The 25,707-nt window shown below is 67.1% G+C and carries 9 protein-coding genes and 4 pseudogenes; 6 read left to right on the top strand and 7 right to left on the bottom strand.

Translation table 11 applies throughout. The features are described from left to right. Positions 1–14 precede the first annotated feature (14 nt). On the top strand, positions 15–1,217 hold the full coding sequence (locus tag B086_RS0100505; RefSeq protein WP_051115731.1) for an MFS transporter: 1,203 nt from the start codon (positions 15–17) through the stop codon (positions 1,215–1,217). Positions 1,218–1,378: 161 nt separating this feature from the next. Here the strand turns inward: B086_RS0100505 and B086_RS0100500 are convergent. Further along, positions 1,379–1,906 (bottom strand): annotated as a pseudogene (locus B086_RS0100500) (nucleotide triphosphate diphosphatase NUDT15); the annotation flags it as partial. 156 nt (positions 1,907–2,062) lie between these two features. Then, positions 2,063–3,319: an MFS transporter gene (locus B086_RS0100495; protein ID WP_018564455.1), complete on the bottom strand. Its 1,257-nt coding sequence runs from the start codon at positions 3,317–3,319 to the stop codon at positions 2,063–2,065. Between the two features lie 125 nt (positions 3,320–3,444). Here B086_RS0100495 and B086_RS0100490 point away from each other — a divergent pair, with 125 nt between their 5' ends. Beyond that, complete coding sequence (locus B086_RS0100490) at positions 3,445–4,329, top strand: LysR family transcriptional regulator (RefSeq protein WP_018564454.1); 885 nt, start codon at positions 3,445–3,447, stop codon at positions 4,327–4,329. A gap of 115 nt (positions 4,330–4,444) precedes the next feature. Here B086_RS0100490 and B086_RS0100485 read toward each other — a convergent pair whose 3' ends face one another. Both B086_RS0100485 and B086_RS38810 read right to left on the bottom strand, forming a co-directional pair. Continuing rightward, positions 4,445–4,777, bottom strand: coding sequence for a glyoxalase superfamily protein (locus B086_RS0100485; RefSeq protein WP_018564453.1), 333 nt, complete (start codon positions 4,775–4,777; stop codon positions 4,445–4,447). Between the two features lie 794 nt (positions 4,778–5,571). Next, positions 5,572–6,520 (bottom strand): annotated as a pseudogene (locus B086_RS38810) (IS481 family transposase). Positions 6,521–6,623: 103 nt separating this feature from the next. On the opposite strand from B086_RS38810, the gene B086_RS0100475 reads away from it, so the two are divergent. Continuing rightward, positions 6,624–7,757 (top strand): IS630 family transposase, encoded by a 1,134-nt coding sequence (locus B086_RS0100475; RefSeq protein ID WP_018564451.1) that lies wholly within the window; start codon positions 6,624–6,626, stop codon positions 7,755–7,757. A gap of 189 nt (positions 7,758–7,946) precedes the next feature. Here B086_RS0100475 and B086_RS45230 read toward each other — a convergent pair whose 3' ends face one another. After that, entirely contained in the window at positions 7,947–14,099 is a 6,153-nt protein-coding gene (locus B086_RS45230) for a LamG-like jellyroll fold domain-containing protein (RefSeq protein WP_234029228.1), read from the bottom strand. Between the two features lie 334 nt (positions 14,100–14,433). On the opposite strand from B086_RS45230, the gene B086_RS38800 reads away from it, so the two are divergent. The 3 genes and pseudogenes from B086_RS38800 to B086_RS38795 all read left to right on the top strand — a co-directional run. After that, positions 14,434–21,624, top strand: coding sequence for a polymorphic toxin-type HINT domain-containing protein (locus tag B086_RS38800; RefSeq protein ID WP_158690338.1), 7,191 nt, complete (start codon positions 14,434–14,436; stop codon positions 21,622–21,624). Continuing rightward, the gene (locus tag B086_RS0100450) at positions 21,624–22,427 is read left to right on the top strand and encodes a hypothetical protein (protein WP_018564446.1); all 804 of its coding nucleotides are present in this window, start codon (positions 21,624–21,626) and stop codon (positions 22,425–22,427) included. Before B086_RS38800 ends, B086_RS0100450 begins: the two co-directional genes overlap by 1 nt. Before the next feature lie 140 nt (positions 22,428–22,567). After that, positions 22,568–23,335, top strand: a pseudogene (locus B086_RS38795) (IS256 family transposase); the annotation flags it as partial. Positions 23,336–23,591: 256 nt separating this feature from the next. Here B086_RS38795 and B086_RS45225 read toward each other — a convergent pair. Both B086_RS45225 and B086_RS0100440 read right to left on the bottom strand, forming a co-directional pair. Continuing rightward, positions 23,592–23,723: pseudogene (locus B086_RS45225) on the bottom strand (transposase); the annotation flags it as partial. Positions 23,724–24,132: 409 nt separating this feature from the next. After that, positions 24,133–25,662, bottom strand: a complete 1,530-nt coding sequence (locus tag B086_RS0100440; RefSeq protein WP_018564444.1) for a helix-turn-helix domain-containing protein — start codon at positions 25,660–25,662, stop codon at positions 24,133–24,135. Positions 25,663–25,707: the final 45 nt, after the last annotated feature.

The following is a 25,707-nucleotide window of genomic DNA, read 5'->3' as shown; positions in this document are numbered from 1 at the left end:
GCCACGCTTCTTGTGTGACTACCGAATCGACCACCACGGGCACGAAGAGCCCCACCACGGCAGCGCCGTCCTGGGGAAGGCCCGTCGCCGTACTCGCCCTCGGCTCCTTCGCCATGGGCACGGACTCCTTCGTCCTGGCCGGCATCCTGCCGCAGATCGCCGACGGTCTGCATGTCTCCACCGGCGCCGCCGGCCAGACCATCACCGCCTTCGCCCTGACCTACGGCCTGGCGGCGCCCTTCCTGGCCGTGCTCACCAGCCGGCTGCCCCGCAAGCCCCTGCTGGCGGTCGCGCTCGCCCTGTTCGTCCTCGCCAACCTCGCCTCCGCCGTCGCACCGAACCTGACGCTGCTGCTGGTGGCGCGGGTCGTCGCGGGTCTGGGCGCGGCCCTGTACACGCCCAACGCCTCCGCCGCCGCGGCCGCGCTCGCCGGACCGGCCGCCCGCGGCCGCGCCCTGTCGGTGATCCTCGGCGGCCTGACGGTGGGCACCGTCTTAGGTGTCCCCGTCGGCACGGCCATCGGACAGCACGTGTCCTGGGAGGCCAGCCTCGTCTTCGTCGCGGCCGTCGGCGCGCTGGCGCTGCTCGGTGTCCTGGCCGTGCTGCCCGCCCTGCCGATCCCGCCGGCCATCCCGCTCGCGCAGCGGTTCGCGGTGCTGGCCAACCGCCGGGTCGTCGTCATGGTCCTGTTCATGCTGCTGGCCAGCGGCGCCAGCATCATGGTCTACACGTACACCTCGACCGTGCTCGGGGACATCGCCCACATCCACGGCACCGCCCTCGCCACCGCACTGCTCGCCTGGGGCTTCGGCGGCATCTTCGGCTCCTTCGGCAGCGGCTTCCTCACCGACCGCCTGGGCGCGACCCGCACCCTCACCTACGCCGTCGTCCTGCTGGTCGTGACCCTCGCCCTGCTGACGGTCTGCACCTCGATCGTGCCGGTGATCATCGTGATGGCGCTCAACGGCGCCGCCGGCTGGGCCCTGGCCACGCCGAACAACCACCGGCTGACGGAGCTGGTGCCGACGCTGCCCAGCGTCGTCATCTCCTTCAACTCCTCCGGCATCTACCTCGGTCAGGCGCTCGGCGCCGCCCTCGGCGGCATCCTCGTCGACCAGGACGTCACCGCCCGCGCGCTGTGCCTGACCGGCGTCGCCATCGCCGCGGTCGCCGGTGTCGTCCACCTGCTGGTCCCGCGACCGGCCACCGAGTCCTGACCCGGGCACCGGGCCCGGGACGCGAACCCCCGGGCCCCGCGCCACCGGACCCGGACCCCTGGCACACGCCGCCGCACTCCTCCCCACCCGCCCCGGCGGGAGCGGGCAGGGTGCGGCGGCGCCGCCGTGTCCGGAGCCGAACGCGGCCCCGCGCCCGGCGGCTACCGGGTCCGGGCGCCGGGCACGCGCGAGGCGTCCGGCGAGTGCGGCGCGCGGGAGGCGTACGGGGTGAAGTGCGCCGCGGTGTGGTCGACGGGCAGTCCGGGGCGCCAGGCGGTGAGGATCTGCGCGCTGCACACGAACAGGCCGTCGGGCAGCCCGTCCAGCGGGTACCAGTCCCAGTCGCCCACCCGCTCGTCCGGCTGGGTCGACGGCGTGCCCGTCCAGGCGTGCACCACGGCGCCCACGGTGATCCGCACCACGTCCTCGACGTGGTCGACGAGCGTGCCGAGCAGCGAGACGTCCTCGGTCCGGGCGCGCAGCCCGGTCTCCTCGGCGAGTTCCCGCACCACGGTCTGTTCCAGGGACTCCCCGGGCTCCACGGTGCCGCCCGGCAGTTCGTACGTGCCGTGGCGATGGCGCCCCAGCAGCAGGCCCCGCTCGCCGAGGACGACGGCCCCCACCCCGACGGCCGCGTGCGGCACGGGCGGCCGGTCCGTACGCGGGCGGCTGGAGAGCCGTACGGGCCTGCCGCCCCGATCCTGCACGGCGGGCACGCCGTCCTCGCGGTCATCGACGGACACGGGAACTCCTGCGGGACTCGGCGGGTGGTCGGAGAGCGTCGGGGCCACCGTACAGAAGCGGCCCGTACTCAAGCGGCCCGTACTCAAGCGGCCCGTACCGCCTCAGCAGGTGGCGGCCGGGCGGCGCCGGGACAGGACGGCGACCGCGCCGAGGAGGACCAGCAGCACGGCGGTGAACCAGGTCAGCACGTCCGGCATGGCCAGGGAGCGCGAGGCCACGCCGACGGCGACGACCGGCACGGCCAGACCGACGTAGGAGATCAGGAACAGCCCGGCGAGGGCCTCGCTGCGCTTGGCGGGCGTGGCCAGCGCGGCGACCGTGCCGAGGGACGCCTTGAACAGCACGCCCGCGCCGATCCCGGCGACGACGCCGCCCACGAGGAAGGTGGTCAGGTCGGCGGTGTGGGTACCGACGACGAGCGTGACCGCGCCGACCGCCTGGGCGAGCAGCCCGAGTCCGCGCCGGGCGGCGGTGCTCAGCTTGGCGGTGAGGCTCTGCGCGGTGGCCGACGCGCCGTAGACGGCGAACACGATCAGCCCGGCCAGCGCCCGCGAGGGATGGTGCAGGGAACCGGCGACGAAGCCCGGGGCCACGGAGGTGAACAGCCCGAGGACGGCGAAGGACGCGAACCCGGCGGCCGCGGCCGCGGCGTACCGGGCGCGGTCGCCGTCGACCGAGATCCGCTGGGGTCGGTAGGCGGGCCTGACGAGCTGCTCCTCGACCGTCTCGGGCGCCAGCGCGACGGCGGCGAGGCTCACCAGCAGCAGGGCGGCGAACACCAGGTACGGGGTGCGCAGCGGACCGCCGGCCCACTGGGCCAGGAGGCCCGAGACGAGCGGACCGACGCCCAGGCCGCCGATGTTGGCCGCGGTCGACACCAGCTCGAAACGCTGGCTGGAGGCCCCGGGCCGGTGCGCGGCGTGCAGGTCGTGCAGATGGGCCGTCGCCGTGGCGGTGACCATGCCGACGCCGAGACCGGTGACGACCCGGGCGGTCAGCAGGACCGGCAGCGAGGTGCTCGTCATGAAGAGCACGGCGGCGATCAGCTCCAGGCCGATCGCGGACCCGAGCACCTTCTTGCGGCCGACCCAGTCGGATATGTGCCCCGCCAGGACCAGGCTGATCACGACGCCCACCGCGTAGGCGGCGAAGACGACGGTGACCATGAACGTGGAGAAGCCGTCCTTCGCCATGTACAGCGGGTACAGCGGGGTGGGGACGGTGGAGAAGGCCATCGCCGTCAGGAACACGAACGCGATGAGCGAGAACCCGACACCGTGGCGCCGGGAGCCGCCCTTCGTGCCGCCGGACACGGACCCGGCCCGGTGTGCGGGGGCCGCGGAGATCGACTGCGCCATGGGGGAGTGCTCCAGACCTGGGGCGAGCGGGGACGGTCGGACACCCCACAGCATCGGTCCGCGGCAATCATCTCGTCCAACGAAAGCTGGAGACCACGACTATCTCCAAATGAGATGATCGAGCCATGGAACTGCGCCAGCTCGCCTGCTTCGTCGCCGTGGCCGACGAGGCGAACTTCACCCGTGCCGCCGCCCGGCTGCACATCGTCCAGTCCGCGGTCTCCAGCACGATCAAGAGCCTCGAACGCGAGCTGGGCGCACCCCTGCTGGACCGCAACTCCAAGCGGGTGCTGCTCACCGACGCCGGTGCCGCGCTGCTTCCGCGCGCACGCGCCGCGCTGCACGCCGCCCAGGAGGCCGCCGACGCGGTCGCCGAGGTCAGCGGCGGGCTGCGCGGCACCCTGCGCCTGGGCACCCTGACCTCGGTCCGGCTGCTCGACCTCCCCGCGCTGCTCGGCGAGTTCCACCGCCGCCACCCCGGCGTGCTGCTCCGGACCAGCGCCGTGCCCACCGGCTCCCAGGGCCTGGTCGAGGCCCTGCTCGACCGCCGTCTCGACCTGGCCTTCGTCTCCCTGCCGGACCCCTGCCCGGACGGCATCTCGCTGACGCACCTCACCAGTTCGGTGCTCGACCTCGTGGTCCCGGCCGGGCATCCGCTGGCCGGGCGGGGCAGTGTCTCCATCGCCGAACTGACCGGACTCGACTTCGTGGACTCCCCGTTGGGCTACGGCAACCGCACCGTGGCCGACCGCGCCTTCGCCGCCGCCTCCGTGCCCCGCCGCGTCACCGTCGAGAACACCGACATCGCCACCGGCGCCGACTATGTACGGCACGGCTTGGGCGTGGCCCTCCTGCCCCGCTTCTCCCTGGGCGCCGCCGAGGGCGTCGCCGTCCTCACCGTCCGCGACGCCGACCTCGACTGGCCCCTCTCCCTGGCCGTCCCGAGCACCCACCGCCCCGGCACCGCGGCCCGCGCGATGATCGAGATGGCCCACGAGTTCCTGAACTGACGCCTCGTCGGCGGGCGACCCGCGGCAGGCGCCGCCCCCCGTCGTCATGGAGCCCGCGGACACGTACACGCCCGGCCACCGGCACGGCTTCCGCGCCGCGCGCCGACGGCTGCGGTCATTCCCTCGGCGTGCCGATCCGCAGCCGGTTGCCGTCGGGGTCGCGCAGCTCGATCTCACGCGCCCACGGGGCATCGTCCACCCGCACGCCGAACTCGGCGGCGATGGCCTCGACATCACGGACACGGAGGTAGACCAGCGTGTCGGGCCGGGCATCGCCCTCGTGCTCGGACAGGAACAGCCGCATGCGGCCCCGGGCGACCTCGACGAACGCGGGCAATCCCGGCTCGAAGCGATGTTCGGACTGTTGGGCGAAGCCCAGCCGCTCGTACCAGGCGACCGCCGCCGCGGCGTCCTCGACGCGGAGAATGGGAGTGACTTCCTCGTCCATGGGGCCATCGTCGCAGAGCGCGCCCCTCGGGGCCGAGGACCGTCACCTCAGGCGCGCCCCCAGACCCCCCGCACCCAGAATCCCGGCGGCATCCGCCGCTCAGATGTCCCGGAAGAGACCAGGCAGCGTTGTGACCTGCGGCGATGAGAGGGATCCGGTCGATGACCTGGGGAAACGGCCTTTCAGCTGTTTCACGCTCGTGCCGGTTGATGCAGCCGAAAGTCCCAGAAAAGTCCCAGAGCGCTCCCACGGCTGACGGATGCTCTTTCGGCTTTACTCGACGTAGGGCAGCGCGGCGGGCCCGGGCTGTGCGCTTGGAGGTCGACCTTGTTCCTCCGCGGCAATTGGGCGGCTCGCCTCCGCTCGCGCGGAGAGCACGTCTGCTGGCCTGCCTGGGCGTTCCGGTTCACCTTCACAATTCCACGTCCGCCTTCCGCACAGTCTTCGTCGGCTGAGGCGGCCAGGTTCCGGAATGGGTCACGTCCGCTGGAGGTGGCGTATCGACGGCCACGCGACATGTTTCCGTGAGTGCATCATGCGGAGTGCGTGGCTATTTTGCAGCCGGTCGAGAAGGGGTGCTGACCTGCGGTTTATGCTCTCGACGGGGCTCTTCAACCACCTTCCGGATGAACATCACGTGGATTGTTCCGGACCCTGCGGATGAGCCGTCTGACGCTGCCCCGTGTTCGGTGTGCGCGTGGAGCGGTCGGGTGTCTGCTCTGTACGGCCAGGTGGTGGGAGACGGGCTGTCGCCCGATTGACGCTCGTGCCGACGATCTGTCAGGTCGCGGCGCCTAGGTGTATTGACCCGCAGTGTTGTTGACACGGCTGATTGGTGGGTGGCCACCGAGTGCGGTGTGGCAGCGGTGGTGGTTGTAGGTGTGGAGGAAGTCTGCCAGGGCTGCGGTTCGTTCGTCGTTGGAAGAGTAGGGCCGCAGGTAGGCCCCTTCGTCGGCGAGGGTGCGGTTGAAGCGTTCGACTTTGCCGTTGGTCTGAGGCCGGTAAGGGCGGGTGAGTTTGCCGGTCGCGCCGATGTCGGTCAGGGCCCGTTTCCAGGCCCTTGCGGTAGGCCTACGCGTTGTCGGTCAGGACGCGCTTGATCCGCGTGATGCCCAGGTCGGCGAAGAACGCGGCGGCCCAGGTCAGGAAGCCCGCGCAGGTCGCGACCTTCTCGTCGCCATGGATTTCCGTGTAGGCGAGTCGGGAGTGATCGTCGACTGCGGAGTGGAGGTAGTCGAAGCCTATGCCGCGGATCGGCCGGCCGGCTTCGCGGCCGTGCACCTTGTGGCCGCCACCGTCGGGTATCCGGCCCAGTTTCTTGACGTCGACGTGGACGAGCTCGCCGGGACGCTCGCGTTCGTAGCGGCGGATCACCGAGCCGGTGGGCCGGTCCATCCAGGCGAGACGGTTCAGCCCATGCCGGGTCAGGATCCGGTGGACGGTCGAGGCGGGCAGACCAAGGACCGGGCCGATCCGTGCAGGTCCCAGCTTGCGGGCCCGGCGCAGGTCGCAGACGCGGGCCTCGATCACGGCCGGAGTGCGGTGCGGTGTCGTCAATGGCTTGCTGGAGCGGTCGGCCAGGCCCGCCTCGCCCTCGGCCCGCCACCGTCGCACCCATTTATGAGCGGTGACCCGCGAGATGCCCAGCTCAGCAGCGACATGGGCGACAGGACGACCCGAACGGACACGCTCGACGAGCAGCCGCCTGCCGTGAACGGTCAGCCGGGCATTACGGTGGGACACGAAGACCTCCGTGTTCCTAGTGCCGCATCAAGCAACGTTCGCCCTGTCGTGATGTGTCGCCCAGTTGCTGCGCCGGCGGGCCCCAGACAGCCACAATGATCACGTGGCTGAGCGCGTGCGGGTCCGGGAGATTGATGGTGACGAGGGCAGGCGGTTGCTGCGGATCATCCGCAGAGGCACTGGTTCGGTGGTGACCTGGCGGCGGGCTCAGATGGTGCTGTTATCCGCGCAGGCCATGCCCGTGGCAAAGATCGCCGAGGTGACCCTCACCAGTGCGGACCGGGTCCGGGATGTGATCCACAACTTCAACGCGGACGGCTTCGACTCGCTGTATCCCAAGTACAAGGGTGGCCGGCCGAAGACCTTCACCCTCCCGGAACGCCGGGAGATCAAGAAGATGGCCAAGTCGAAGCCGGCCGAGCACGGCCTGCCGTTCTCGACCTGGAGTCTGGCCGAGCTGGCGGACTTCCTGGTCGCTGAGGGGGTGGTCGACGACATCAGCCATGAGGGCCTTCGGGTCCTGCTCCGTGAGGAGGGCGTCTCGTTTCAACGCGTGAAGACCTGGAAGACCTCCCGTGACCCGGACTACGCGGCGAAGAAGGCCCGCGTCGAGCACCTCTATGCGATCGCTGACGGCGAGGTCATAGCCGAGGAAGGTGAGCCCGAAGTCATCTTCTGCATGGACGAGTTCGAGCCGCTCAACCTCCAGCCTCACCCCGGCCGACAATGGGCCGAACGCGGCGGCAGACACAAGAACCCCGACCGCGGTCCCCGGGCTCGACGCCGGGCGACCTACACACGCCCGCACGGGGTTCGGCACCTGTTCGCCGCCTACGACCTCGCCAAGGACCAGCTCTACGGGCACGTCAAGAAGACCAAGAACAGGTCGAAGTTCCTGGAGTTCTGCCGCTACTTGCGCTCACTTCACCCAGCCCACGTGCGCATCGCGATCGTCTGCGACAACTACTCACCTCACCTGACGACGAAGCGGTGTCAGCGGGTCGGGACGTGGGCAGTGGCGAACAACGTGGAGATCGCCTACACGCCGACCAACAGCTCTTGGCTCAACCGGATCGAGGCCCAGTTCACCGCCCTGCGCTACTTCGCTCTCGACGGCACCGACCACACCAGCCACAAGGAGCAGGGCAGCATGATCCGCCGCTACATCATCTGGCGGAACAAGCACGCCGCCGACGAACACCTGCGCAGGGTCGTGAACAGGGCGAACGTTGCTTGATGCGGCACTAGACAGCTCCACCACATCGGAGGTCTTCGCCATGTGCAAGACTCGCCAGTGTCAACAACGCTCGTGGTCAATACACCTAGGTCCAGGAGCGGTCGTGGTGCGCCCAGGGCCTCCGGTCGGCAGACGTGGGCGGGCCCCGCCACTCCCATCAGGAGCGGCGGGGCCCAGTGGATGGTGGAGTCAGTGCAGTGCGCCGACCTCGGTGGCCGTCAGGGTTCGCGGGTAGACGTGGACGTCGGCCACGGAGCCGGGGAAGGCCAGGTATGGGGTGGGGGCCGATGCGCTGTTGGCGCAGCCGCCGATGGTCAGGGGGAGGGAGGAGTCGTATTGGGGGCTGAGGTTGGTGGCGGTTCCCATCAGGGTGCCGTTTTGGTAGAGGGCCATGGTGCCGGTGTTGGAGTTTCCTGCGACGGGGGCCCGGTAGGTGGCGACGAGGTGGGTCCAGGTGCCGATCGGTGCGGTGTTGGTGTCGCCTTCGGCGGTGGGGAAGTCGGAGTTCTCGTCGTTGGTGGTGGTGGTCTGGAACATCCAGGCTTGGCTGGGCTTGTCGTAGGAGAGGTAGAAGGCTTGGTGTTGTGTGGTGCCCTGGCAGAGGGCTGTAGTGCCGAGCGCTGAGTTGATCTTCACCCAGGCGGAGACGGTGTAGTCGCCGAGTGTGTTGACCGCGCTCTGCTTGCTCTTGAGGAAGCCGGTGCTGCCGTCGAAGGCGATGCTGCCGGCCATTCCGCTCGGTGCGTCGGCGTTGAAGGTGGCGCTGCCGGTAGCGGTGAGCGGGTTGAGGGTTGCGGTGTCGGTGCCGTCGGCGGTGAGCTTCCACTCGTCCTCGGGCATGCCGTTGTCCCAGCCGGAGGGCGTGATCACGCTGGTGGCGCTGGCCTGGTCGGCCTGCATCGCGTACGGGTAGACGTGGACGTCCGATACGGAGCCGGGGAAGGCTGCGTACGGGCTGGTGTCGTCTGAGCTGTTGATGCAGCCGCCGATGGTCAGGGGCATGGAGGAGTCGTACTGAGGGGTGAGGTTGGTGGCGGTCCCCATCAGGGTGCCGTTCTGGTAGATGGACATTCCGCCGGTGCTGGAGTCACCGTCGACCGGAGCCGTGTAGGTGACCAGCAGGTGCGTCCAGGTGCCCACGCTTCCGGTACCGGCGTCGCCTTCGGCGGTGGGGAAGTCGGCGCTGGCGTCGTTCGTGGTTGTGGTCTGGAACATCCAGCCCTTGTTGCCGCTGTCGTAGCCGAGGTAGAACGCCTGGTGCTGGCTGGTGCCTTGACAGATGGCGGTGGCATCGACCGAGGAGTTGATTTTCACCCAGGCGGAGATGGTGTAGTCCCCCAGGGTGTTGACGGCGGTGTGGTCGCTTTCCAGGAAGCCGCTGCTGCCGTCGAAGGACACCGCGCCCGCGCTGGCGTTGATCGCGTCAGGCCCATTGGGGCCGAAGGTGACGTTGCCGAGCGCAGTGAACGGGTTGTCCCCGTTGCCGTCGTTTCCGTCGGCGTCCAGCTGCCAGTCGTCCTGGGGGGTGTCGCTGCCTGTGGCGAGCGGGACGACCAGATTGGGTGCGATGCTGACTACGCCGTTGTCGGTGTCGCTGACATATCGGGCGGCGAGGTCAGCGTAGTAGGCATTGGACGGATTGCCACCCGACAGGTCGGCTGCCTTCACGGTCGAGGATGCAGCCGTGCCGTCCGTGGAGACGGCCGCGGCGAAGTCGATCACCTGGTCCCGGTAGTTGCCGAGCAGGTAGTTGTTGACCAGCTCACGCGCTGACTCCTGGGCCGCCGTGCCTGGGTGGGCCGCGGTGAACGGCGGGACGGTGGCGAGGTAGACGGTGAGGGTGGAGTTCTGGGTGATTGGACGGCCGTAGATGTCGTAGGACTGGCCGTCGTCGGTGTAGTAGGAGCTGAGTTGGCTGTTGAGTGATGCCAGTCCGTTCTCGACGTTGGTGGCGCAGGTATTGGCGTCGCTGGTGCAGTTGAGCAGGTCGGTGGCGCCGGTGGAGACGAGGACGGTGCGGACGTTGCCCTGGCTCAGTACGTTGCGGTCCAGAGGGTTGAGGGCGTTGGTCGGGGTAGTGCTGTTGGTGATCTGCGGCAGCAGGTTGTTAGCCAGGCTGCTGCTGTTGGTGCCGGCGTTGAGTACGCCGTAGTCCACGCTGTTGTCCCCGACGGGATCGGTGACCAGGGCGTCGGTGATGGCGTCGCTGAGGTGGTGCTGGCCGTCGCCGGTGGCGGTGTCCGCGTTGATGCTCTGGTCGCCGTAGAGGACCAGTGAGCCGGTGGGGGAGGAAGCGGGGGTGGTGACGTCGATGCCGGCGAGGTAGGGAAGGCCGGTGTAGGTGGTCTGGGCGTAGTTGGCAGCGGTGGTGTCACCGGTATGGCTTCCGGCGCTGCTGACCCATATGGGGGTTCCAGCCGCGGCATGGCCCGGCATGGCGGATAGTGCGCCGTGCACTTGGAGGCTCACCAGGACGGTTGCCTGTTGGGCGACAGTGAGGGTGACGGGATCGCTGGTGACGTCGGCGCCTGCAGGGATGGTGACGGAGGCGGATCCGCCGAAGGTCACCGCTGTGGGTATTGCGGCCGTGGCGGCTCCACCTGCGGTGGTGTCCTGCAGTGCGGCGGAAGCCGCGTCGAAGGTCACCGGTGTGGTGCCCATGGCGTTGGAGAGGCGGACGCGTATTCCGTTGCTGTCATCGGTGCCGATGCTTGCGTGGACCGGGATGCGCAGGGTCTGCCCGTTGACGGTGGCGGTGCTGCCGTTGGACAGCTGGACCTTCGCGGTGTCCTGCACGGAGGACCAGCTGCCGACCCAGTGCTGAGTGCTTGAGCCGCTGCCGCTGATGGTTGTCGGCCGCACGCCGAGCCCGAGGATGTGCAGGGTGGGCTGGCCGGCCTGGACGCCGTTGGTGAACAGCGGCAGCGAGATGCTGCTGATGACTGAGCCCGGACATTGCAACGGGACGCTGATGGCGTAGATCTTGAGGCCGGAGCTTGGACTGGTCTGGGTGTTGTTGCTGTGGTTTTCATGGACCAGGGTGAGGGATGCCGCAGAAGTGGAGCTGCTGGTCCAGTCAGGCACCGTGTCCAGCTTGTAGGGCTGCTCGGCGGGATCGCCGTTGGGATCCAAGCAGTTGTTCTTGGCGTAGGTGATGGTGCCGGTGGCACTTTTGGCTGCACCGCCGGTGGCGAAGGCGAGGAAGACCGCGGCGTCACCGGCGTTGGCCACTCCGCTGTTCGGCAGGGTGACGGTCTGCCCAGAGGCCAGCATGTTGTCGTAGGTGCCGCTGCCGAACTTCGGCAAAGTGATCGTCGCGCCGTCCACCGTCACCGTTTTGCTGCTCTGCCAGCCCGCGGTGCTCGTCAAGTCGGCGGAGTTGATGCTGTTGCCTGAACCGTCAGCATCGGCCGGGCTGGTCGCCGTGACGAAGGTACTGGTGGCGGTGTTGTTCAGGCAGCCGCTGAGGGCGTTGATCGCGCAGGCGAGCGCAGGGGCGAGCCGTAGTACGTCGACCCCGGCTTGGTAGCCGGTGGAGCGAGTGTTCTTGCCGGTCAGGGCCAGAGTCAGGGTATGTACGCCCTGTTTGAGGGTGAGCAAGTGACCGCCGGAATCCTTCGGAATCCCGAGGTTGACGAACTGGGTTGTGACGTAGGGGCTGTAAGCGTCGAAGCCGCTGATCAAGGTGGACTGTGTGCTCTGACCCGCATCGAGACTCAGGCGGTAGATGCCGTAGTCCTTGGCCTTGGTCAGGTTGACTCCGAAGCTCCAGGGACCGTCTTTGGGGACGTCGAAGCTCAGGGTGACGGTGTCACCGCTGACAACCTTTGAGGTGCTGCTCTTGTTGTTGAGCATGGCCTGGTAGCCATCGGCGAACTCGTACCCGCTGCCAGCGGCTTGGCTGATCAGCTGGCCGCCGGTGCTGGTGGTGGTCGCCTTGGGCACGACGGTGGTCGTGCCGTCGGCGTTGGTGGCAGTCCACCCGCTGATCATTTTGTCGCCGTAGGCGTAGGCCGGGGTGCTGGTGCCGGCGTAGAAGGCGTAGGACGTCTGGGAGAGGGACGTCGAACCGGCCTGATCCACAGCCTTCGCGTACAGCGTGTGCGGTCCTGCTGCGCCGGGCGCGAAGGCAGGGGAAGCGCTGCCGTTGATCACGGAGGTGCCGGTGCCTGGCCCGTTGTCGGAGGTGACGTAGTAGACCTTGCCCGGTGTGATCTTCGTGCCTGCCGCCCAGTGGGTGACGCTGCTGCTGTAGACCGTGTTGCCCAGGGTGGCGTCCAGGGAGAAGAGGTAGCCGGTGATGTTGTTGGTGTGGTTGTTGCTCAGGACGAAGGTGCCCTTGTCGCCGAAGGCTGCGCCGATCTGTTTGGCCGGGAATTGACTGGAGGTGACTGTGGGGGCCGGTGGCGCGGTGGTGTCCACGGTGAAGGACTGGGTTTTGGTCCAGATGCCGGAGCCGGAGCCGACCCAGTAGCCGGCCGCATTTTGGGCGGTGGCTTTCCACGTGTACTTACCGTCTGCCAATCTCGGTGTCGTCCAGTCGCTGCCGTTGGTGTTGTACCGGGCCCGCTTCTTGGAATCGAGGTTGGGGCCGAAGCCCTGGCCGACCAGGCTCCCCGAGGAATCGAAGACGTTGTAGTCGATGCGCACCAGCTCGCTGCCGCCGGCGAGGTCGGGATCGACCGCGCGTGCAGACAGGGTGGGGGTATGGGTCGTGGTCATCGTGCTGCCCATGCTCACGAGGGACGGCTTGATGACGGGAGTGCCGGTGAGCTTGGGCCGGTAGGTGTAGGTGACCGACAGGGTGGCGCCGCCCCCGTAGGCGAGTTGCTTCCACTGGGTGGCGTCGTTCATGTTGGGGGACTGGACCATCAGGGTCATGCTGCTCCAGCCGCCGGCCGCCGCGCTCTGCGCGCGGGAGGTCACGTTGAACTCGAGGGAGGGCGGGCTGACCCAGGAGTTGGCGCCATTGGTGACCGGACAGGTACCGGCTTCATGGCTGACTGGGTTGGTGCCTAGCGCACCGGTGCGCACCGTGGGCTCGTGGCCCCAAGAGAGCTTGGACGAGTTCCATCCGCCGGGGTAGTCGGTGCCGTAGACGGCGGCCGGGGTGTCGGAGCAAGAGGCGGCGGAGAGCTGCTTCACATAGAGCGAGGCATGGTTGACGACAGCGCCTTTGATGCCGCTCGTGTTCATCTGATAGTAGGTGCGTGCCCGTTCCCCATTGCCGGGGTAGGAGTTGTCCCACCCTTCGCGGGCATTGGTTGACCCCGTGGTGGACGTCGAGTTGTAGACGTTCCATCCGTTGTCGGAGATGCGGGCCCAGTCCATCTGGGAGGGCCTGCCACTCCACTCCGGGTCGACGTAGACGGGGAACGTGGTGGTCTTGGCGGTCAGCAGTTTTCGGTCCAGGCCGAGCACTTGCCTTCCGTGGTGGAGGCTGACGTGCACCTGGGCACGGTGCTTGCCGACGTTGGCAGATGCCTTGTGCTCGGCACGGGCTGCTGAGACCGTGGCCGTGTGGGTCAGTGCAGGACCCGTGTCCTTACTTCTGGCACTGTCCCACATGAGCGCGGTGTCGCTGTGGAACACCGTCTTGCCGGTGTGCTTGTCGGCGGCCTGCGCACCGCCGTTCGGAGTGCTGGTCAACGTGAGGTTGCTGGAGGTGGTGTTGAGCGCGAGTTGCCGAAGCCGCGGGTTGGCAGCTGCCTTCGGTGTCTTGACCACCAGGATCGAGGAGTACCCGGAGGCGTCCGCGGTCAGTTGCAGGTCAACTCCGGAGAGTACTTCAGGGTAGGTGGCGGTGTCGCCTGAAATCACCGGTTGGGGTAGTGCGTCTGGCCAGGAGAAACTCAATCTGTCCGGCCCGCTGCGCATCGTAACCATGGAGTTGGTGCCGCCGCCGGTGAAGGATACGGGCGTGACGACGGCCTTCGGCGCCCAGGAGCCGTCCGTCTGCCGAATGAGCGTGGTGTCGATGGGTACCCATTTGCCCTGCTGCTGTACGCGCTGCGGCATCGAAGAGTCGCTGCGTGTGAAGGTGCCGTCTGGGTTGGCCACGACCAGTGTGCCGGTGTCGGTGAGCTGGTCGATGGTCACGGGCTTGCCGGTCGCCTGCGCTCTTGCAGAGGCCGACTCGGTGGGATTGAGGAGCCTGTCCGTCTTCTGAGTCTGGGTGTTTTGCGAGCCGGTGTCGGTTGGCTGTGCTGGATCGCCGGAGCCCGCATGGGCTGGCACGGTGACGGTCAGTGCTCCGGCGGCCAGTGCGGTGACAACAGCGACGGCGGTCGGCCTCGCGGCAGGGCGTCTGGACGCACGCATGGATGTGCGAAAGGCTGACATGGAGGTTGGGATCCTTCGCAGGTCTCAGGCGGTCCCCCCGCGGGCCCCGCGCCGCTGTGCATTCTGCGGGCCTGATGTGTGCAAGGTCCATCAAAGATCAAGCGTCAACTACCGCAGTGGCGCCCAGTTTTGACGTATGCGGGCCGTCTTGTGTGCCGACGTAGGCGATTCTTTTGCTTTTCCTGTGGAGATACTTTGCATGTTGTGTCGGTTTCACCACCTAGCGTGATCCTCCGCGGTAGGTGATCGACTGTGCCTCCGTTCTGATGCCCGCTCAAGTCGCCCGCTGCATGGAGCGGCTTGAGCGACTTGGATCTGGGAGGGAACGCACAGCATGGTGTGGATATCGGCCCGGCGGCCCGATCGGACGGCCTGGACAGCTCACCGGGTGCGTCGCTCAGCAATGGTGACGGTCACCGTCCTGATCGCGGGCCTGCTGCCGGCCGGCGTAGCCACCGCAGCCACTCCGGCGAAGCGGCATGTGTCGGCACCGGCCGTTCCGCACGACAAGCCGATTCCCTTTACGCATGCCACCCCTAGAGGCCACTCACCTTCCAAGCCGTTCAAGCGCTTCGACCCCACCGGGCGTACGAAGCTTCCCGCGGCAGGCAGCGCCGTGGTGACCCTGCCCAGTCTGGCTTCACCCAGAAGTCACACCAAAACACCGCAAGTACGAGCAGGGAGTATGCCTGTCCTGCTCAGTTCGGGAGCGGGCACACAAAACCAGACAGGAGCCGCCGCCCCGTCGCAGCAGGTGCGCGTGCGGATGCTGGATCAGCAGGCCGCGCGCGCCGCTGGTGTCCACGGCATACTGTTCACCCTGCAGCGCACCAACACCGGCAGTGGCAAAATCGCCCTACGCGTGGACGACTCGCCGTTCCGCTACGCCTTCGGTGGTGACTTCGCCTCGCGCCTGCACCTCGTCCAGCTGCCCGCCTGCGCGCTGACCACCCCCCAGCTGGCACGTTGCCAGGTCCAGAGCGCTGTGCGCACGGCACCGGGCACGCCACTGTCCGCCGAGGTGTCCCTGCGAGGAACAACCGCCACCAAGTTGAGCACCACGGTGTCTCCGCGTAAGTCAGCGCCCGAATCCAGCGCGGCGGTCGTCATGGCAGCGACGTCCGGCACTTCAGGTTCCTCGGGCGACTACTCGGCGACCAGCCTGTCACCGGGCGGTTCCTGGTCGACCTCGGGGAATACCGGAGCGTTCACCTACTCGTACCCGATCAGCGTGCCTCCGGCGGTCGGCGGAGCGACGCCGAACGTGGACCTGTCGTACAGCTCCGCCAGTCAGGACGCACGCACCGAGGGCACGAACAACCAGTCCTCCTGGCTGGGCGACGGCTGGTCCTCCGCCGACAACTACGTCGAACGCACCTACAAATCGTGCGGCGACGTTTCATCATCCGGCGCGCCCAAGAACGACGGCGACGAGTGCTGGGCAGGGCAGATCCTGACCCTGTCACTGAACGGCACGTCCACGGACATCGTCTACGACGACGCCTCGAAGACCTTCCGCCCGGCCGTCGACAATTCCACCACCAAGATCGAAGACCTCACCGGTGCCACGAACGGCACGGCCAATGGGGAGTACTTCAAGGTCACCGAAGGCGGCGTGCAGTACTTCTTCGGCCGCAACCACCTGCCGGGCTGGTCCAGCGGCAAGGAGGAGACCAACTCAGCTTGGTCAGAGCCGGTCTACCATGCCCACAGCGGCGTATCGGCATGCCCGGACAGCACGGACTTCGCCGCGACATCCTGCACACTGGGATACAGGTTCAACCTGGACTACGCCGTGGACACCCACAGTAACGCGACCGCCTGGTACTACACCCCGGAGACCGGCTACTACGGCGCGGACATGAAGAACACCGCCGTGTCCTACACCCGCGGCGGCACCCTCTCACGCATCGACTACGGCATGACCTCCGCGACCGTCTACTCGGGGACCGCGCCGGAGCAGATCCTCTTCGACACCTCCGCCGAACGCTGTACCGCAGGCACCCCTGCCGGAAACACATGCTCGGACAGCCAGTTCACCGCAGCGAACGCGGCCTACTGGCCGGACGTACCGGTCGACCTGAACTGCACCTCGGGCTCAAGCTGCACCACTCACAGCCCAAGTTTCTGGTCACGCAAACGCCTCACGTCGATCACCACCCAGATCCAGGCCGGCGGCGCAACGAAACAGGTCGACAAGTACACCTTCACCCAGTCCTTCCCCGACGGCGGCGACCACGCCCCCACCCTGTGGCTGGACTCCATCAAACGGACCGGCCTCGACACCCTCGGCGGCGCCTCGGGCAGCACCTCCACGCCGGCGGTGAGCTTCGACCCGCCGCTGCAGCTGCCCAACCGGGTGGGCACCATCCCGCAAATGCCGCTCATGTACCACGACCGCATCCAAACGGTCACCAGCGAGACCGGCGCCGAGACCACCGTCACCTACGACCGGCCCGACTGCTCCAAAGCCCCCGCCAGCGATCCCAACGACCCGACAGACGCAGCCGCCCAGACGTTCGCTTCGACCAACACGCTGTCCTGTTTCCCGGTGTACTGGATGCCCGATGGCCAGCAATCACCCTGGATGGACTGGTTCTACAAGTACAAGGTCTCCTCCGTCCTCACGGAGGACACGCACAACTCCTACCAGGACGGCACCGAACCCAAACTGGAGACGGACTACGCCTACAAGGGAAATCCTGGCTGGCACTACGACGACAACGAAGTCGTCAAGGCCAAGAACCGGACCTGGGGACAGTTCCGCGGCTACCCGGAAGTAGACATCACCACCGGTGACCCGAGCGTCTTCCACTACACCAACGGCACGAAGGTCTACGACCAGAAGACACTGAGCAAGGCGTACTACTTCCTGGGCATGGACGGCGACACCCTGCCCGGCGGCAAGACCCGCTCGGTGCCCAAGCTCACCAGCCAGGACGGCGCCACCTCGGTCGCAGACGACAACGCGCTGGCAGGACAGGTCTTCGAGACCGACACGTACACCAGCGCCACCGGAAGCCTGAACAAGGCAGCCGTTACCGTGCCCACCATCCTCGGTCCCACAGCCTCCCGCTCCCGCACCGGCTTGCCTGACCTCACCGCAGAAATGGTCCGCACCGCCAAGAGCCTCACTCGGCAAGCCGTCTCCTACGGCTGGCGCAAGACCGAGACCGACACGTTCTACAACACCACCCTGGGCACATCCACGACGGGCATGCCCATCCAGGTCGACGACCGGGGCGAGACAGCAGACTCCACCAACGCCGCCCACTGCACCTATACCCGCTACCTCACCGGCAGCGTGGACACCCTGGTGCTGCCGGCGGAGACCATAGAAACCGACCAGGACTGCAACACGGCCGGTACCGCTCCCGGCGGCACTCTGCTCGGTGACGTCCGCACGTCCTATGACCACAACGCCTTCGCCTACGACGGCGACGGCCAGCAGAACCCGGCGCTCCCCAAGACCGGGGATGTCACCCTCATACAGAAGGCATCCGCAGCCAACGGCGCCAGCGCGAGCACATTCATCGACGAAGCGGCAACCGACTACGACGGCTACGGACGCGTCACACAGACCACACGCACCCCCCACGCGGCAGCCCCGAACGGAACGAGCCTCTCGCAAACCGTCGTCACCGCCTACACCCCTCCCACCGGAGCGCTGCCCACCACTATCGCGACAGCCACCCAGGTCACACCCGGAACCACGTGCACCACAAGCACAACCAGCTCCAAAGACTGCCAGGTAGCCAGCACCTCGATAGACCCGGCCCGAGCACTGCCCACCGCCAAAACCGACCCGGCCGGACTGCTGACCTCGCTCACCTACGACGCACTCGGTCGCAGCACCGCGATCTGGCTGCCCAACGAAAGCAAAGCCGCCAGCGCCCCGGCCAACACGACTTACACCTACAACCTGAACCAGCAACCCCCGGTCGTTGCCACCCACACCCTGCTCGACAACGGCAGCTACCAGACCAGCGAAGTGCTCTACGACGCCATGCTGCGCCCCCTGCAGACACAGGCAACCGCAGAGAACTCGAGCACCACGGTCAGCGACACCGAGTACGACTCGCACGGCTGGACGGTCGTCACCAACAACGCCTACAACGTGTCAGGCAGCCCCGGCACCAGCCTGGACTCCGTCTCCCAGGTCTCCATCCCCAACACCACAGTCACCGACTACGACGGTATGGGCCGCGCCGGCCTGGTGACCGAGGAGCACAACGGCAGCAAGACCTGGACCACGACCACCGCCTACACCGGGGACAAGACCACCGTCGTGCCACCGAAGGGCGGAGTCGTCACCACCACGGTGGTCAACGCACGCGGCCAGACCACCGAACTCGACCAGTACACCGCCGCCCCCACCCTCACCGGTACCGCGGCCACCGGGTACACGGCGACCGGCGGCGCCACCTCGCCCACTACCTACGGCTACGACGCAGCGGGACAGCAGACGCAGGTCACCGGCCCCGACAAGAGCCAGTGGACGTTCACCTACGACCTGCTGGGCCGAAAGAAGAGCCAGAACGACCCGGACGCAGGCGAAAGTCACTACGGCTACGACGACGCAGGCAACCTCACCTCCACCACCGACGCAAAACACGTCGAACTCGACTACACCTACGACCTCCTGGGCCGCAAGCTCACCGCCAGCGACAAGGCCAAATCCGACTTCCAGTTCGCCTCCTGGACCTACGACACCCTGCGCATCGGCCTGCCGACCTCATCCACCCGCTACGTCCAGGGAACCACCGGCGGATACACGATCGCCGCAACCGGCTACACCACCCTCGGCAAACCAACCGGCACCAAGATCACCCTGCCGGCATCCGAGGTCCCACTGCCTTCGACATACACCACGACCTACACCTACTCGATCAACGATCAACTCCTGCAGACCCAATCCGACCCCCGCACCCAGGGCCTGACCAGCGAAACCATCACCTACGGCCACGACGCCCTGGGCAACCCCACCACCAGCGGCAGCAGCGGCTTCACCTACGTCAGCGGCACCACATACACCAACTACGCAGAACCTTCCCAGCTCACCTTCGGCGCCTCCACCAACCCGGCCTGGGCCACCTACAGCTACGACGACCAGACACGGCGACCCAAAGAGCGAGTGATCACCCGCACTCAGGCTCCCGGACCCACGGTCGATGACACCAGCTACCTCTACGACGCCGCCGGCAACCCCATCTCCGCCATCGACCAGCAGTCAGAGACGGGCAACGCCGTCACCGACCAGCAGTGCTACGCCTACGATCCCCTGGACCGCTTGACCGACGCCTGGACGGCGAACAACTGCAACGTCAACCCGCCCACAACCAGTACCCTCACCACCACGCCCGGGTCGTACTGGCAGTCCTTCACCTACGACGCCATCGGCAACCGCCGCCAGAGCATCGACCACGGCATCGGCAGCGCCGGTACCACCGTCACCACGACCTACAACGACGGCTGCACTACCAGCTGTAACTCCACTGCGCAGCCTCACACCCTGACCGCGACCACGGGCGGCACCAACCCGACCAGCTTCGGCTACGACGACGACGGCAACCTCCACACCCGCACCCCCGCCACCGGCGCGGGTCAGGTCCTGACCTGGGACGACGAAGGCCACCTGACCGAGGTAGACAGCACCGGGCCCAGCCCCACGACCACCAAGTACCTGTACGACGCCGACGGCAACCAACTCATCCGCCGCGACCCTGGCAAGACCACCCTCTTCGCCGGCGACACCGAGATCGTCGTCAATACCAGCGTCACCCCCAATGTGCTCCTCGGAGCCGTGCGGACCTACACGCACGGCGGTTCCGGCACACCAGTGGCGATCTGGTCCAGCCTCACCGGGGGTGGCAGGAAATACCTCTTTGGCGACCCCCACGGCACCGCGACCCTGTCGATGGACACCACCACCCAGCAGGTCGCCCGGCAGCAGTACACCCCCTACGGCCAAGCCCGGCCCAGCTCCAACACCACCAACTGGCCAGACCCCACGCACTCCTACCTCGGTAAACCGCAAGACGCGAACACCGGCTACACCGACGTCGGCGCCCGCAAGTACGATCCCACCCTCGGCCGATTCATCAGCCTCGACCCCATCTTCGAGGCAGCCAGCCCCCAGGAACTCGGCGGCTACACCTACGCCGCCGACAACCCCATCGCCGGCAGTGACCCCTCCGGGCTGATGGCTTGCGAGACTCCCGACGAATGCGGCGGCGGCGCACAGTACGGCAACAACACCCCTACTTTGAACAGCGGCGGCAAGGCACTCAACGACATTTCCTGGGGATGCAACGGCTGCAACGTCGTCAACAGCTCCAACAGCGATCCAAATAACCAGGGAGAGGTGAACGCAAGAAACCACCGAGCTGCCATAGCGGCATTCCACAAGAAGTACATGGAGATCTACCCGCAGGTCTTCATGCCCCGCAACTGGAAATACGCCAACCAGTTCGCCCACGTCTTCAACCAGTACGTGAACACCTGGTGCACGGGCTACGGATCCAACTGTTTGCTCGAGGCAGAGGACGAATCAGAAGCCGAGTTCGATCAGCAGGCAATAACCCACCTGAAAGTCCTCACCTGCATGGTCCTCGGCCACAGCTCCGGCTGTGCTGGCAAGATCCACATGTCTTTCGGTGCGGCTGTCGCCAACCTGGCTGTGCTCACCGGAGGAAGCGGGGAACGTCCCGGGGGGCTGGCGGTTGGGGGCGGAGACGGGGAGCGTCCGGGGAGCCTGGGGGGTGAGAGTGCCGCAGGGTGCAGCTTCTCACCCGATACGCGAGTCCTCCTGACCGAGGGCAAAACCAAACCCATCGGCAAGATCAAAGTTGGCGACAAGGTCGAAGCAGCGGACCCAGACACGGGTATGGAGCAAGGTGGCCGCGCTGTACAACACCTTTGGATCAACCATGATCACGACCTCCTTGACGTCATCGTCAGTGCTGGCCATGGCCACACCGAGGTCATCCACACCACGTCCAACCACCCCTTCCATGATGCAACCACGCATACATGGACACCCGCCGGTCACCTCAAGCCCGGCGACCAACTGTCCAGCACCTCGCATCACCACCCCACGGTCATCCGTGTCCTGAGCACGCCGGGCACCGCCAACCGCTACAACCTCACGGTTCAACAACTCCACACGTACTATGTGCTTGCCGGTAATACGCCGGTGCTGGTGCATAACTCTTCGTGTAGCACGTTCGGATTCAAGGATGCTCCGACTGTGCCCGGGGTCTACACCATCACGATGAAGGACGGCAAAGTGTATGTTGGGTCTAGCTCGACCAACATTCACAGTCGTCTGCATGCTGCTTTCAATTCGGACAAGGCGGCAGTGAAGTCAGCCGGTTACGCGACGAGTGACATCTCCAACATATCGGTGAACGACATGACTGGACATTCCTGGAAAGCAATCAGGGAGCAAGAGCAGTCGGTGATCGATCAATATGGCGGCGTGGGTGGCGGTACGCTTTTGAATCGCCGAAATGAGGTTCCTTAATGCGGGCGGACTATAGGGTCCTGAACTGGCGAGCTGACGAGTCGATCGATGAGCGCGAGCTTGGACGGCAGTACGAGTCCGGTGAATTCAACGGATTGTTTCTCCGTGTGGGCGGAAGTGCGCGGCTGGGCAGCCTTGATTTCTTGTCCACCTTGCCGGGGCTCAAGTATCTGGAGATTGAAGGCCGCGTTGCAGACGACTCGCAGGCTTTTGGAATCGCTGGACTTCGCGAACTGGTGCTCCTCACGAGGGGGCAAGTGGCGATCCCTGCAGCCCACAACGCATCCCTGACGGCGTTGGCGGTAGACGATCGGGCGGGCGCAATTGACCTCGCGGGTTTTCCCGCCCTGGCGAGATTGACGCTTTGGTCGTCCGGTAGGAGCGATTTGGGATTCCTGAGGAATGCGCCCTGGATCTCCTCATTTAAGCTGGAAGGCTTGGGGCAGATGGTGGATCTTCGAGGGTTGGAGAACTGTGCAAAGCTCGACGACTTGGAGATCCTTGAGGCGCGAGTTGAGAGCCTTGCCCCCCTTCGATACCTCCAATATCTACGCCGGTGCTGGCTGATTGGCGGAGGGGAGTCAATTCAGTCTGAGCCCCTGGACTTCAACGCTGTGTCAGCTCTGAATGATCTGGAGGAGTTCAGGGTTACGTACGGGGGGGAGGCGCGATCGGTGGCTCCGCTTCTCAGCATGACTTCCCTGCGCGACCTTCGACTCAGAGGCACCAGGGTCGTGGCAGGTGATTCAGACTTGCTTAGTGAACTTCCGGATTCGGTAAGAATCGTTGGTCCAGAGGAGTAGCGATCTGGGTTGTGTCCAGGGAAGTGGTGTACGGGTTCGACCTGATCCGGGGGTTTGCTCCATGTCGGAATGAGTCCCGCATAGACGAACGGCCACCGGCTGATCTTCGAAGTGTCGAAGCCTCGAAGGAGAACAGCACGATGACCGCACCCGACCGTCTGCCCCTGCACGCCCTCGCCGAGAACAACCTCGCCGCGGCGAGTCCCGATCTGCTGCGCGCGATGATCAAGACGTTCGCCGACGCGCTCATGTCCGCGGAGGCGGATGCCCTCTGCAATGCCGAATACGGGCAGGTCAGCGACGAACGCGTCAACCACCGCAACGGATACCGTCCGCGCGAGTGGGACACCCGCGCCGGCACCGTCGAACTCGCCGTCCCCAAACTCCGCAGCGGGAGCTACTTCCCGCACTGGCTCCTCGAACGCCGTCGGCGGGCGGAGCAGGCCCTGATCTCGGTGGTCGCCACCGCCTACCTCCTCGGTGTCTCAACCCGCCGCGTCGAGAAACTCGCCGAGTCCCTCGGCGTCACCCAGCTCTCGAAGTCCCAGGTCAGCGCGATGGCCAAGCATCTCGACGAGCAGGTCACCGCCTTCCGCAACCGGCCGCTCGACGCCGGCCCCTACACCTTCGTCTGGGTCGACGCCCTGACTCAGAAGGTCCGAGAAGGCGGCCGGATCATCAACGTCCACGCCCTGGTCGCGGTGGGCGTCAACGCCGACGGGCACCGGGAGATCCTGGGGCTGGACGTCGCGACCGCCGAGGACGGCGCGGGCTGGCTCGCCTTCCTGCGCTCACTCGTCGCCCGGGGCCTGTCCGGCGTCCAGCTCGTCGTCTCCGACGCCCACGCCGGCCTCGTCGACGCGATCGGCGCCACGCTGCCCGGCGCGTCCTGGCAGCGCTGCCGCACCCTCCCCCATGCCCTGAACGGGCACGGGGGCACCCCCATCGCGAGGAACCTCTTCCGGGCACCTTCTTCCCGCCGTCATAGCCGCGTGAGGCGGCCGGCACCGTCGCGGCGGCCCGCACCGACTGCGCGTCGATGATCCCCGCAGTGGGCTCGGCCTCGCGGCCCTCGCGTTCACGGACCTTCCCCCGCAGCCGGTCGTGGAACTCGGTGATCAGCCCGCGCTCGCGCCAGCGGCGGAAGAAGGCGTAGACCCGGCCCCAGTCGGGAAAGTCCGCAGGCATCGCCCGCCAGGAGATCCCGCCCGCGACCAGGTAACGGATCGCGTCCAGCAACTGGTGGTGGCAGTAGCCCTCGGGCCGCCCGCCCCGGCCCTGGAGCCAGGCCGGCACCGGCAGCAACGGCGGATGGCCGCCCACTCCGCGTCCGTCATGTCCGACGGATACCGGCGTTCCCGGTCGGGACGGTCGGCCGCGTTGCCGTACACGTGCGCGAGGCAATCACACGATGGGGCAGCCGAGTTGAACTGGACGGGCTCGGACACGTACAACAAGGACACCAGGGCCTCCCGGCACTGCTCGGTCAGATTCGCATCCCCGAGCTACCGAGAGGCCCTGTCTTCATGCGCGGACAACGGGGAGATCACCCAGGCGGGAAGCCCGTTCGAACCACACGTTCCATGATCGGTTGAGACACGGCTTCTCAAAGTCCCTGAGAAGTCCCAGAGGCTCCACCGCCTCCCCTCTCACGCTGCATTTGTGCAGGTCAGAAGGGGTGTGGCGGCAGTTTTTCGTAAGACTTTCAGATGTCCCGGAAGATCTCGATCTGCGCCCCGATCGAGTTCAGCCGCTCCGCGAGGTCCTCGTAACCGCGGTTGATGACGTACACGTTGCGCAGCACGGACGTGCCCTCGGCGGCCATCATGGCGAGGAGGACGACGACGGCGGGGCGCAGGGCCGGCGGGCACATCATCTCGGCGGCGCGCCAGCGGGTGGGGCCCTCGACCAGGACGCGGTGCGGGTCGAGGAGCTGGAGGCGGCCGCCGAGTCGGTTGAGGTCCGTCAGGTAGATGGCGCGGTTGTCGTAGACCCAGTCGTGGATGAGGGTCTTGCCCTGGGCGGTGGCCGCGATGGCGGCGAAGAAGGGCACGTTGTCGATGTTCAGGCCGGGGAACGGCATGGGGTGGATCTTGTCGATCGGCGCCTCCAGCTTGGAGGGCCGGACGGTGAGGTCCACCAGGCGGGTGCGGCCGTTGTCCGCGACGTACTCGGGCGTGCGGTCGTGGTCCAGGCCCATCTCCTCCAGGACCGCCAGCTCGATCTCCAGGAACTCGATCGGGACGCGGCGGACCGTCAGTTCGGACTCCGTGACGACGGCGGCGGCCACCAGGCTCATCGCCTCCACCGGGTCCTCGGAGGGCGAGTAGTCGACGTCGACGTCGATGACGGGCACGCCGTGCACGGTGAGCGTGGTGGTGCCGATGCCCTCCACCCGGACGCCCAGCGCCTCCAGGAAGAAGCACAGGTCCTGGACCATGTAGTTGGAGGAGGCGTTGCGGATGACGGTCACGCCGTCGTGCCGGGCGGCGGCCAGCAGCGCGTTCTCGGTCACCGTGTCCCCGCGCTCGGTCAGCACGATCGGGCGGTCCGGGCGGACGGAGCGGTCGACCACGGCGTGGTACTGACCCTCCGTCGCGGCCACGTCCAGCCCGAACCGGCGCAGCGCGATCATGTGCGGCTCGATGGTGCGCGTACCGAGGTCGCAGCCGCCCGCGTAGGGCAGCTTGAAGCGGTCCAGGCGGTGCAGCAGCGGACCGAGGAACATGATGATGGAGCGGGTGCGGACGGCGGCCTCGGCGTCGATGGTGCCCAGGTCGAGGTCGGCCGGCGGCACGATCTCCAGATCGGTGCCGTCGTTGATCCAGCGGGTGCGCACACCGATGGAGCCCAGCACCTCCAGGAGGCGGTAGACCTCCTCGATCCGGGCCACCCGGCGCAGCACCGTGCGCCCCTTGTTGAGCAGCGAGGCGCACAGCAGCGCGACACAGGCGTTCTTGCTGGTCTTCACGTCGATGGCGCCGGACAGCCGGCGGCCGCCGACCACCCGCAGATGCATCGGGCCCGCGTAGCCGAGCGAGACGATCTCACTGTCGAGCGCTTCGCCGATCCGGGCGATCATCTCAAGGCTGATGTTCTGGTTGCCGCGCTCGATGCGATTGACGGCGCTCTGGCTGGTGCCGAGTGCCTCGGCGAGCTGCGCCTGCGTCCAGCCGCGGTGCTGCCGGGCGTCGCGGATGAGCTTGCCGATGCGTACGAGGTAGTCGTCTGCCATGGGGTTGAGGTTATCTCAGATATGAGATGGCACCTCTCGGGGGGT

Origin of the sequence: Streptomyces sp. PsTaAH-124 (genome assembly GCF_000373685.1) — a bacterium.
Lineage (GTDB): Bacteria > Actinomycetota > Actinomycetes > Streptomycetales > Streptomycetaceae > Streptomyces > Streptomyces andamanensis.
This window is presented reverse-complemented; position numbering and strand designations above follow the sequence as displayed.

What these genes read in the sequence shown, in the direction of transcription:
- B086_RS0100495 (WP_018564455.1), bottom strand. Translation starts at nt 3,319, where the DNA reads ATGGCGCAGTCGATCTCCGCGGCCCCCGCACACCGGGCCGGGTCCGTG.
- B086_RS0100490 (WP_018564454.1), top strand. Translation starts at nt 3,445, where the DNA reads ATGGAACTGCGCCAGCTCGCCTGCTTCGTCGCCGTGGCCGACGAGGCG.
- B086_RS0100485 (WP_018564453.1), bottom strand. Translation starts at nt 4,777, where the DNA reads ATGGACGAGGAAGTCACTCCCATTCTCCGCGTCGAGGACGCCGCGGCG.
- B086_RS45230 (WP_234029228.1), bottom strand. Translation starts at nt 14,099, where the DNA reads ATGTCAGCCTTTCGCACATCCATGCGTGCGTCCAGACGCCCTGCCGCG.
- B086_RS38800 (WP_158690338.1), top strand. Translation starts at nt 14,434, where the DNA reads ATGGTGTGGATATCGGCCCGGCGGCCCGATCGGACGGCCTGGACAGCT.
- B086_RS0100450 (WP_018564446.1), top strand. Translation starts at nt 21,624, where the DNA reads ATGCGGGCGGACTATAGGGTCCTGAACTGGCGAGCTGACGAGTCGATC.
- B086_RS0100440 (WP_018564444.1), bottom strand. Translation starts at nt 25,662, where the DNA reads ATGGCAGACGACTACCTCGTACGCATCGGCAAGCTCATCCGCGACGCC.